General features: G+C 58.0%; 10 protein-coding genes and 1 pseudogene. 6 read left to right on the top strand and 5 right to left on the bottom strand.

Annotated elements, in window-relative coordinates:
- Positions 1–209 (top strand): transposase (locus tag BLO51_RS27655; protein WP_143007014.1); only part of this gene is annotated, 209 nt, incomplete at its 5' end.
- 385 nt (positions 210–594) lie between these two features.
- Here BLO51_RS27655 and BLO51_RS27660 read toward each other — a convergent pair.
- Entirely contained in the window at positions 595–2004 is a 1410-nt protein-coding gene (locus tag BLO51_RS27660; RefSeq protein WP_174551326.1) for an aminotransferase-like domain-containing protein, read from the bottom strand.
- 120 nt (positions 2005–2124) lie between these two features.
- Here BLO51_RS27660 and BLO51_RS27665 point away from each other — a divergent pair, with 120 nt between their 5' ends.
- On the top strand, positions 2125–2547 hold the full coding sequence (locus tag BLO51_RS27665; RefSeq protein WP_090677252.1) for a GNAT family N-acetyltransferase: 423 nt from the start codon (positions 2125–2127) through the stop codon (positions 2545–2547).
- A 69-nt stretch (positions 2548–2616) separates the two neighbouring features.
- On the opposite strand, the gene BLO51_RS27670 is transcribed toward BLO51_RS27665, so the two are convergent.
- Genes BLO51_RS27670 through BLO51_RS27680 form a run of 3 tightly spaced genes read right to left on the bottom strand, consistent with a single transcriptional unit; the run spans position 2617 to position 5016 of the window.
- A complete protein-coding gene (locus BLO51_RS27670) occupies positions 2617–3288 on the bottom strand; it encodes a DNA alkylation repair protein (RefSeq protein ID WP_090677253.1) in 672 nt (223 codons plus the stop codon).
- 25 nt (positions 3289–3313) lie between these two features.
- A complete protein-coding gene (locus BLO51_RS27675) occupies positions 3314–3781 on the bottom strand; it encodes a YdeI/OmpD-associated family protein (protein WP_167670363.1) in 468 nt (155 codons plus the stop codon).
- 35 nt (positions 3782–3816) lie between these two features.
- A complete protein-coding gene (locus BLO51_RS27680) occupies positions 3817–5016 on the bottom strand; it encodes an MFS transporter (protein WP_167670364.1) in 1200 nt (399 codons plus the stop codon).
- Between the two features lie 191 nt (positions 5017–5207).
- Here BLO51_RS27680 and BLO51_RS27685 point away from each other — a divergent pair, with 191 nt between their 5' ends.
- Positions 5208–5594, top strand: coding sequence for a hypothetical protein (locus BLO51_RS27685; RefSeq protein WP_143007015.1), 387 nt, complete (start codon positions 5208–5210; stop codon positions 5592–5594).
- 11 nt (positions 5595–5605) lie between these two features.
- On the opposite strand, the gene BLO51_RS27690 is transcribed toward BLO51_RS27685, so the two are convergent.
- Positions 5606–6475 (bottom strand): polysaccharide deacetylase family protein, encoded by an 870-nt coding sequence (locus BLO51_RS27690; RefSeq protein WP_090677278.1) that lies wholly within the window; start codon positions 6473–6475, stop codon positions 5606–5608.
- Between the two features lie 200 nt (positions 6476–6675).
- On the opposite strand from BLO51_RS27690, the gene BLO51_RS27695 reads away from it, so the two are divergent.
- From BLO51_RS27695 to BLO51_RS30675, 3 genes and pseudogenes are all read left to right on the top strand, one after another.
- Positions 6676–8505, top strand: a complete 1830-nt coding sequence (locus BLO51_RS27695; RefSeq protein ID WP_090677292.1) for a 5'-nucleotidase C-terminal domain-containing protein — start codon at positions 6676–6678, stop codon at positions 8503–8505.
- A gap of 338 nt (positions 8506–8843) precedes the next feature.
- The gene (locus BLO51_RS27700; protein WP_217266809.1) at positions 8844–9230 is read left to right on the top strand and encodes a hypothetical protein; all 387 of its coding nucleotides are present in this window, start codon (positions 8844–8846) and stop codon (positions 9228–9230) included.
- Positions 9194–9392, top strand: a pseudogene (locus BLO51_RS30675) (IS200/IS605 family accessory protein TnpB-related protein); the annotation flags it as partial. The gene BLO51_RS27700 and the pseudogene BLO51_RS30675, both read left to right, overlap by 37 nt.
- Between the last annotated feature and the right edge of the window lie 137 nt (positions 9393–9529).

Raw genomic sequence — 9529 nt, forward strand, 5'->3', positions numbered from 1 at the left:
ATGACGCGGTGAGAAACACCTTGAAAACCATGCGCAATTGGCAGGATGAGATCGTGAACTACCATCGTTGTCGGTGGACGAACGCAACCATTGAAGGACGGCATAATCGCATCAAGGCTTACCAGCGTCGGCACTACTTCACGCGTAATCGTGAGTGCTACAAAGCTGGTATATTAATTGAATGCAATCGACTCCGTTTACCATGTTGAAAAGTTCAACCGCTAATTTTTAGATTGAGCCATTTTTTAAAAGCAAAAAAACTGGTGCATTTAACCGCGCCAGTTTTTTGTCCACTTTTTTACTCATTGAGGCTTCATGTCTTTTCAAGGCATTGATTTTTTTCAACAGACCATTCAGCTTCGATTTTAAGCGACACTTCGTCTAATTCCAGGTCTATTTTCGAAAACCCACTCCGGATCTCTGTTACTGTTTTGGCATAAATCCCGGTATGCAGCTCCAAGTGATCGATACCAGTCGAAGGTCCAGACGCTCGGCAAGCAGGACGCTCCAAGCGCCACAAGCATCGGATAAAAGGCTGCAGCCGCGCGTGCGGCAATCGTTCCTCGCAAACCACTTGTTTATCCCCTTCCTCGTCTAGATCCAGTCCACGACCGGGTCCCATTGCAGCGACGGCTTGCGGCGTCGCGCCTGCCCGATCCAGTCGGCGATGCGGCGGATCGCTTCGTCGATCTGCGCTTCGTTCGCGCGCATGACGCTCAGGCGCAGACCGTTGTCCTTCGCGAACGTGCGCAGATAGCTTCGCGCGGTGGGCGAGACCGCGACGTTCTGCTGCTTCAGCGCCGCCAGCAGATCATCGGCCTCTAGCGGCGACGGCACGAGCAGCCGGGTGAAGACACCGCCGTCCGGCACATGAAGGCCGACCTCCTGCGGCAGGTAACGGGCGGCCGCCGTACGCAGCGCCTCCATCCGGACGCGGTAATGCTCGCGCATCCGCACGGCGTGGCGGTCGAACATGCCGCACGTCAAGTAAAGCTCCAACGCCGCTTGGGACAAGGCGGACGTGCTCGAATCGACGGAGGATTTGAACTGACGGAACGTCTCGAGCAGCGGCTTCGGCAGGACAGCCGTACCGAGACGCAGGCCGGGCAGCGTCACTTTGGAGAAGCTTTTGACATAGATGACGTGGCCGGAGCGGTTCAGGCTGTAGATTGGGTCCGCGCGGCGCTTCGTTTCCAGATCGGCCAAATAATCGTCCTCCACGATGTAAACGTCGTAGCGCTCGGCCAGCCGGGCGATCGCCTGCTTTTGCTCCTGGCTCAGACTCGTTCCCATCGGGTTGTGATACCGCGGCACGGTATAAAAAAATTTGATCGCGTTCGTCCGAAAATGCCGCTCCAGCTCGTCCAGATCGATTCCTTCGTCGCTGCGGGCGATGCCGATGGCCGTGATGCCCAGCAGCTCCAGCGTGTGAAGCATGCCGAAGTAGGTGGGCTGCTCGACGAGAATGGCTGCCTTGCCATTCGGAAAGGGCATGCCGGCCAGCAAATGAATCGCCTGCTGCGAGCCGGATACGACGGTAATCTGCTCCGGTTCGGTGAATACCTGAGCCGTGGTCAGATGCTTTTGCAGCGCCTGCCGGAGCGACATAAAGCCGAGTGGGTCGGCATACGAGAACAGCCGGTCCTGATACTGCTCGATCGCTTGGTTCAAGCAATGCTGGAAGTCTGCGTACGGCATAACCGCCGGGTCCGGCGTTGCGTTGGCGAGGTCGATTCGCGCCAACTGTTCGACGGAAGAGGGTTCCTCGGAACGGACGACGGCATAATAGCCGCTTTTGGGAACCGAATAAATCAAGTGTTCCCGTTCCAGCTCGTCGTACGCGCGAATGGCCGTATTTTTGCTGCATCCGTACTGTACGGCTACGTCGCGGATCGAAGGCAGCTTGGCGCCCGGCCGGATGGCGCCGGATGCGAGCTTGCGCTGGATGTCGGCTTTGATGGTTTCGAACTTGCAGCCTGTGCTCATATTCATGCTCATGTTCATGAGTAGAGTCCCCTTTGATTTTGTACAGGTACAGATGGGAGTAATAAATATGTCGGTGTCACCTGTATCCATTATACTGAACGACATAAACGAAACCAACATCAAACAGGAGGGGTACAGATGGAATGGAAGCACGACACGCTGTCGTACCGCATTAACGATTGCCGGGAGGAACTGCAGCCGGATGTCATCTATGCGCTTTTGCAGACAAGCTATTGGGCCGCGCACCGGAGCAAGGAGACGATGCTGCGGAGCCTTGAAAGCTCGCTCTGCTTCGGCCTTTACCATGGGGAGGAGCAGGTAGGTTTCATGCGTGTGGTGACAGACTACGCCACGTTCTCTTGGGTCTGTGACGTTATCGTGCACCCCGATCACCGGGGGCAAGGACTCGGCAAGTCGCTGATGCAGTTTCTGGTGGGGCATCCGGCGTTACGGGATATCCGGATGATGCTTGGCACCAGAGACGCGCACGGGTTGTATGAGCAGTACGGTTTCGAGCGGCATGAGACGATGCGGCGGCCGATCCCGGCTGCGGCACAGTAAGGCGGGAGAGTCGAGATAAAAAGGAGCGCATCCCGCCCGCGGCAATGCGCTCCGTACTTCATGCGGCGGTCAGCGCTTCCGGCTCTTCGCCTTGGCGATGTAAGCCACCGCGTCCGGCGTCTTGCAGTCCGTATCGCCATGATCGACCTCGACCTTGCCGATGCGGGCTGCGGCTGCCAAGGCCGCGGCTTCCAAAGCTTCGCTGCGCATCCCAATCGCGATCAGGGCGGCGTTCATTGCATCGCGGGTACGATTCGGGCTGGAATGGATGCGGGCTTCGATGCGCCCCAACTGCCTGAGGAAGTAGTCCTCGCCGAGCGCTTTGCTCTTCATGGCGGCGTGCGCCATCAGCTGCCAGCCGGCCCGTCCGACCCATTCCCGGTCCGAAGTCGTCCAGCGCTCCAGTAGCTCGGGAAGCAAAGGGGATTTGCTTGCCAGATGGGTCACCAGCACATCCGTCAGGCAGTAATAATCGATATCGTCCAGCCATTGCTCCAACTGCTCAAGCGTTCGGGTTTTCGGATCGACGATCATGACGGCCAGTGTCCGGGCATCCGTATTTCCCGTGTTCCAGAGCTGCTCGGCCAAGGCGTCGTTCGTTTTAATCTCTTTTCTCAGCTTGTCCAAATTGCCGAAGCTGACTCCGAATAACGGCTCTTTGGCGCCGTGTTTTCCGTACACTTTGCGATTCTGCTCCGTGCCCAGCGCTTCAAGCCGGGCCATCATTTCCTCCAGTTCCATGCCAAACCCTCCTCCAAAACGCCCGTTACCCCTTCGGCCTTTTTCCTTCCAGCACCATCGCTACGGTTTTGCCGATCCGGCTGGCCCGCGTTTCCGGCCGCTTGGCCGACTCGATCCAGTCTACGAACTCTTTCTGGTGCGAATACGCCAGCTTGTCGAACCGGGCTGCGGCCTCTTCCGTTTGGCGCAAAGCGTCGGCCAGATCAACGGGCACCTTGACGGTCCGCGCTTCCGCGTCCAGCTCCATCGTGACCTGCACCGTATCGCCTGGCGCGACCCCGGCCTCATCGCGAATCGCTTTGCTTACGACCATATAGTGAGCGCCGTTGCCATGCGGCATCGCGGAACTGCGGTACGGTATGCCGTTGACCGTTCCTTTTACCTTGACTTGTCCTTTGCCGCCGAAGACGGCTTCCACGGAAAAGGGCAGCGTGAAGTATGTCCACGTCCCTGTCCCTTCGGGCCGGTGCAGTACCGCTTCGAACCGCTGCATCTCGATCCGCTCCTTTGTTGTCCTTTTGCCGCACATTATAGCATGCGCCGTTTACGATGAAAAATGAGCCAGGCCGCGGCGGTGAACGCCATCAGCGCGGCGCAGGCGAAGCCGACGCCGCCGGGGCCGAACGCGCCCAGCAGGACGAAGGAGGCCAGCGGGCCGAGCGCGGCCCCGACATCGACGACGATCGTATACGTCGTCATGTACGCGACGGCGCGGCTGCCCGCGGCGGCGTCGGCGGCGAGCGTGTCCGAGAGCGTGGTGATGGCGGTATTCGCCAGCATCACCGCGAGCAGAGCCGCAAGCCAGAGGCCGAAAGGCAGCGGGAGCGCCAGCAGCGCGAAGGCGGTAGCCGACAGACTGAGCGCAGCGAGGTAAAGCGGCAGGCGGCCGCGGGGGCCGTCCGACTGTCTCCCGAACCAGGGAGACAGGAAGGGCGACCAGCCCCAGCGCAGCGCTTGCAGGACGCCGGCGACAGAGGCTGCGCCGAGCGTGAAGCCCGCAAGCGTGAGCGTGCCGCCGTCCGGCAGGCGGGTGGCGATCAGCGGGCTGAGGGCGGACATCAGCAGGCCGAAGAAGACGAGCGCGGTCGTGAAGCCCGACAGCAGCGGCAGCAGCGTTGCGGCAGTCAGCCGCGGCACGGAAGCATCGGTCCGCGGCGGCGCGGACGGCGTGACGGTGGACGGCACGAAGCGCCAGGTGAACGGCAGACCGGCCAGCATGACTGCGCCGAGCAGCAGCGCTACCGCGCGCACGCCGAGCAGGTCGGCGAGCAGTCCGCCGGCCAGCATCCCAACGAGGCTGCCGATGCCTATGATCCCGTTGTAGCGGCCAAGCAGTTGGCCACGGTCTCCGCCGCTGCTGGCTTCCAGCACCGTCAAGTAGCCGCCGATGCGAAGCATCGACCAGGCTGCGCCCCATAATGCCCGTGCCGCAAGCAGCAGCGCGAAGCCGCTGAAGAAGCCGAACGCCAGCGTCGTGGCACAGGCCAAAGCGACGGCGGCAAGCACACCGGTTCGTTTCGGCAGCCGACTGTACAGCCAGCCGATCAGCGGGCCAAGCGGCAGCCGGACGAAGCGGTTGACCGACAGCAGAACGCCGACCTGCCAGAGCGCATCCAAGCCGTAATGCTGCCAGTACACCGGGAGCACGATATAGAGCATCGAGTCGCCGAGCAGGCAGACCGCCGTTATCCAAGCGATCACGCGGACGGATGATCCGTGTGCGTTCATTTCAAACAGCTCCCTTTTTAGCATTGACGTAGCTCTAATTATAAATGGAAAAAGGGGAATGAAAAGAGTAAACTGGGATAAGAAAATTTCCCCTTTTGGTGCGAAGATATACGATCGAATGGAGGAAGGAGAACGGAACGCGATGCGGTTGGAGGAGCATTACTTGAAGCTGTATCGGAGACTGCAGCCCCGTGGCTTGGAAGGCGGAACGGAAGCGACGCGGAGCTGCTGCAAGAGGATGCGGAGTGGGCGCTGCTCTCGCCCTGCTGGCTAACGCAAACAGCCCCGTGAGGCGCTGCTTGCCTCCGGAGCTGCAAGAAATAACTGACCGTTTGTGCGTCGAACTTCCCGGGGAGCCTTCCCGCGCCCGTCGGTTAGAACTGCTCAGCCAGCTGGAAGAAACGCTCCTGCGGGAGCGAGCCGTCATCCTGTGGTACCGCTGGCAGCAGTCCGCCTCATACCCGCCGGGACTGGGGGACGTCTCGATCAGCTCGCTCGGCTGGGTCGATTACCGTAAGCTGTGGTTCGACGGCTGCCAGGAAAGCGGTGGAACCGGGACGCCGGGCTCTCGCGGCTAAACCAGCCTGCCTTATTCCTTGCCTCTCAGCCAGGAGAAGTGTGTCTTCACAGCGCGGCGCATGATCGTGCGGTGCAGCTTTTCCAGCGTAATGCTCGGATTCCCGGCATTGATGCGCGGAATTTGCATCACGTCGTCCTTTTGCGTCACCATGCCGCTTTTCACGGTAAAAGCGTAGCGAATCCCGGCCTGCCCGACCAGATCCGATGCCTGCCGGTCGTACATGCCGTAAGGGTAGGCATACATGTCCACTGCCTGTGAATGAAGGGCATGGAGCCGGCTGACGCAAGCACGGGTATCTTTCAGAATCCGGCCGCCGTATTCGGCCGCCGTTTCAATTCGCCCCTCCGTATGCAGCATTCTGGCGAGCAGCGGATTGCCGTCCACCTTCTGATGCAGGTCGTGCGAATGACATTGAAAATCGATAAAGTCCGTTTCCGAGGCCATCTGCCGGATTTGCTCCTCGGATAAAGCCGTAAGTGCAGGCGCCTTCGGATCGGCCAAATCCTTGGTCACGACAAAATTGACCGCTGGTATGCCCAGCTCCTTGAGCACAGGGTATGCGTGCGTATAGAAGCTTTCGTAGCCGTCGTCGAACGTAATCAGCACCGATTGCCGGGGCACGTCCTTGCCGTTCATGAAATCGCGGAATTCCGACAGCGTCAGAAACCGGTATCCTTTTTCCTTCAAGAAGCTGACTTGCTTGCGGAACAACTCCGGCGTGATCGTGACGTTGCTCTTATCCGTATCGTCCAAATGATGATAGGCCAGCACCGCGACCTGATCCGCATACGGATAGCTGCCCCATTGATAGACCGAACCCGCGATAACCCCGATTGCGATGCAAACCGCGAGCAAGCCTTTTGCCAACCATCGAAACATGTGCTGCAATCCCCTTCTTGCCAAAATTAAGCATTTTCATTGTATGATACCAGTTAAAAAAACTCAACCTCATTTTAAAGTCCGCGTCGAGCCGTTTGAATTTACGAAAAATTTATGCAGGGCGGAATTTCCATTTAATTTTTCTGTGCTAAACTAAAAGGGATATGCCAAACTGTTTCAATTGGGAGGAGAAGCTTCGAATGAAGAGTTGGAAAAAATGGATGTCCCCCGCGCTGGCTGCGCTCATGCTCGTATCGGCGGCAGCCCCGGCAGCGGCGGAAACGTCGGCAGCGGACGCCGGCGGCAAGAAGGGCACGACGAAAATTACGCTTTTCCACACGAACGACACACATTCCCGCGTCGACGAGAGCAAGGAAGGAATCGGCTTCGCCAAAATGGCCGCGCTCCTCAAGGAGTATGCGAAAACGAACCCGAATTCGCTCGTGCTGGATGCCGGTGATACGTTCCACGGGCAAACGGTTGCGAATCTCGTGCGCGGCGAAAGCATCGTCAGCATTATGAATGCCGTAGGATACAATGCGATGGCCGCGGGGAACCACGATTTCAACTACGGCTACGAGCGGCTTGTCGAGCTGGTGGGCAAAGCCAAATTCCCGGTGCTGAGCGCCAACACGAAAAAAGCGGACGGCACCCGCATTTTGAAGCCTTACGAGATAAAGGAAGTGGACGGCATCAAGCTGGGCATTTTCGGCTTGACCACGCCTGAAACCGCTTATAAAACGCATCCGAATAACGTCGCGGGCCTCACGTTCACGGACCCTGCCGTCGAAGCGAAGGCGATTGTGGGCGAGCTGAAAGGCAAAGTCGACGCCATTATTGCGCTGACGCATCTCGGAGTCGACAAGTCCAGTATCGACACGAGCATCAAGGTGGCCGAGCAGGTGCCGGACATCGACGTCATCATCGACGGACACAGCCATACGAAACTGGATACGGGCATGAAGGTCGGCAACGTGCTGATCGCCCAGACCGGCGAGTACCTTAAGCAATTCGGACGCGTCGACCTGACATTCGAGAACGGGAAGCTGAAGGACAAGGTGTCCGGCCTGATCACGAAAAAAGCCGCCGATGAAGACAAGACACCGGGCGACGCGGCTGTTCTGGAAATTATTCGTTCCGTGAAAAAAGAGCAGGAGAAAGTGCTGCATCAAAAAGTCGGCTCCACCTCCGTCAAGCTTGTCGGGGACCGCGAAGTTGTACGCAAGGGCGAGTCGAACCTCGGCAACCTGATTGCCGACGCGATGATCGACGAGACAGGCGCCGACGTTGCCATCATTAACGGCGGGGGCATCCGCGATTCGATCGCCGCAGGCCCGATTACGAAGGGGCACGTTATTACCGTACTGCCGTTCGGCAACTACATTCAGACGAAAAAAGTGAAGGGCTCCGACATCGTAGCCGCTCTTGAGCACGGCGTATCCGCTTATCCGGACTCGCTGGGCGCATTCCCGCAAGTCGGCGGTATTACCTTTGAGCTCGACCCTGCGCAGCCGAAAGGCAAACGGGTATCCGGGGTCAAAGTGAAAGGCCAACCGATCGACCCGAACAAAACGTATCTGCTTGCGACGAACGACTTTATAGCCGCAGGCGGGGACGATTACAAGATGTTCAAGGACTATCCGCTCGCAGGCGACTATTCTTCGCTAGAAGAATCGCTGATCAAGTACTTCCAGAAGAAGGGCGAAGTGAACCCGCAGGTCGAAAACCGCGTTGCGGTCAAGCAGACATCCGGCACGGCGACAACACCAGCGCCAAAGGTGCCAGCTCCTCCGGCTCAGCCGGCTGGACAGACGTCCAAACCAGCGCCAGCACCGGAAGCTGCAAAGCCCGCCCCGGCGGCTCCTGCTGCGACGGACGGCGGGGTGTACATAGTGAAGTCCGGCGATACGCTGTGGAAAATCGGCAAGAAACACAACACGACTTGGCAGAAGCTGCAAGAGCTGAATAAGTTCAACGACCCGAATCTGATTTTCCCCGGGCAGAAGGTTAAGCTTCCTGCTGCCGGATAAGCGGCTGACAGCCCGGCAATCCAGCGTCCGTGCAAGCCGTACAAACAAAGCCCGACCGGGTCGACCCGGTCGGGCTTTGTTGCGGTACACCCGGCATGGGCGATAACTAGGCGGTGCAAGTCCGCTACAGGCTTGGCAGTAGGAACTGTTAGCCAAGGGCAAGGGTGTCGGTCGTGAGGCCGAATCTGAAGGAAGCCGGAGGCAAACCCTCGGTCTGACGAACAGAAATCACATAGAAGGCATGATGGGACGGACGAGCTTGCGCAACAAAGCAAAGTCCAATACTGCCCGAATCTCATCATGTAGATGTGGCAGATGGATGAGGGAGGGTCGGTGCGATGAAAGCAGAATATCGAAAGGGCTGCCTGCAAAGGGATAGCGTGGAACGCGAAGAGTATGCAGGAGCGCAGAGTACCGACATTCGGGAGAGTAGAGAAAGAGACGGTGCAAACGACCTGCTGGAGAGGATACTGGACAGGGACAACCTGAACAAAGCCTACAAGCAGGTCAAACGTAATCATGGAGCGCCGGGAATCGACGGAATGACTGTCGAAGGGGCACTGCCGTGGCTGCGGGAAAACAGAGACGAACTCTTGCAAAGCATCCGGGAGGGTCAATACAAGCCGAGCCCGGTACGACGCAAGGAAATCCCCAAACCGGATGGAAGCGGAGTGAGAAAGCTCGGCATTCCCACAAAGTATCGGTCATCAAGCTGGAGAAGCTGACGAACCTTTGCCAAACGACAAGAACAAGTCGTAAAAACGCCAAAAACTTGCATAACTGGACGTTCTATCAATTACAGTCCCTTTATCGCATACAAAGCAGCATTGGCGGGGATCAACATCCTGCGCCAACCTGTGATAGATGGTAACAGTCTATCAGCCTAGATAGCTATACGCTCTGATCTAGGATGAGCTAATGAGCTAGCTCTTAACTTAGCAGTCGGCACAAAACAGAAATGGCCTGCGTGCGTTAACTATATAAGTTGAACTAATGAATTCATTAGAATTAGAACCTAACACAA

Source organism: Paenibacillus tianmuensis (assembly GCF_900100345.1).
GTDB classification, from domain to species: domain Bacteria; phylum Bacillota; class Bacilli; order Paenibacillales; family NBRC-103111; genus Paenibacillus_G; species Paenibacillus_G tianmuensis.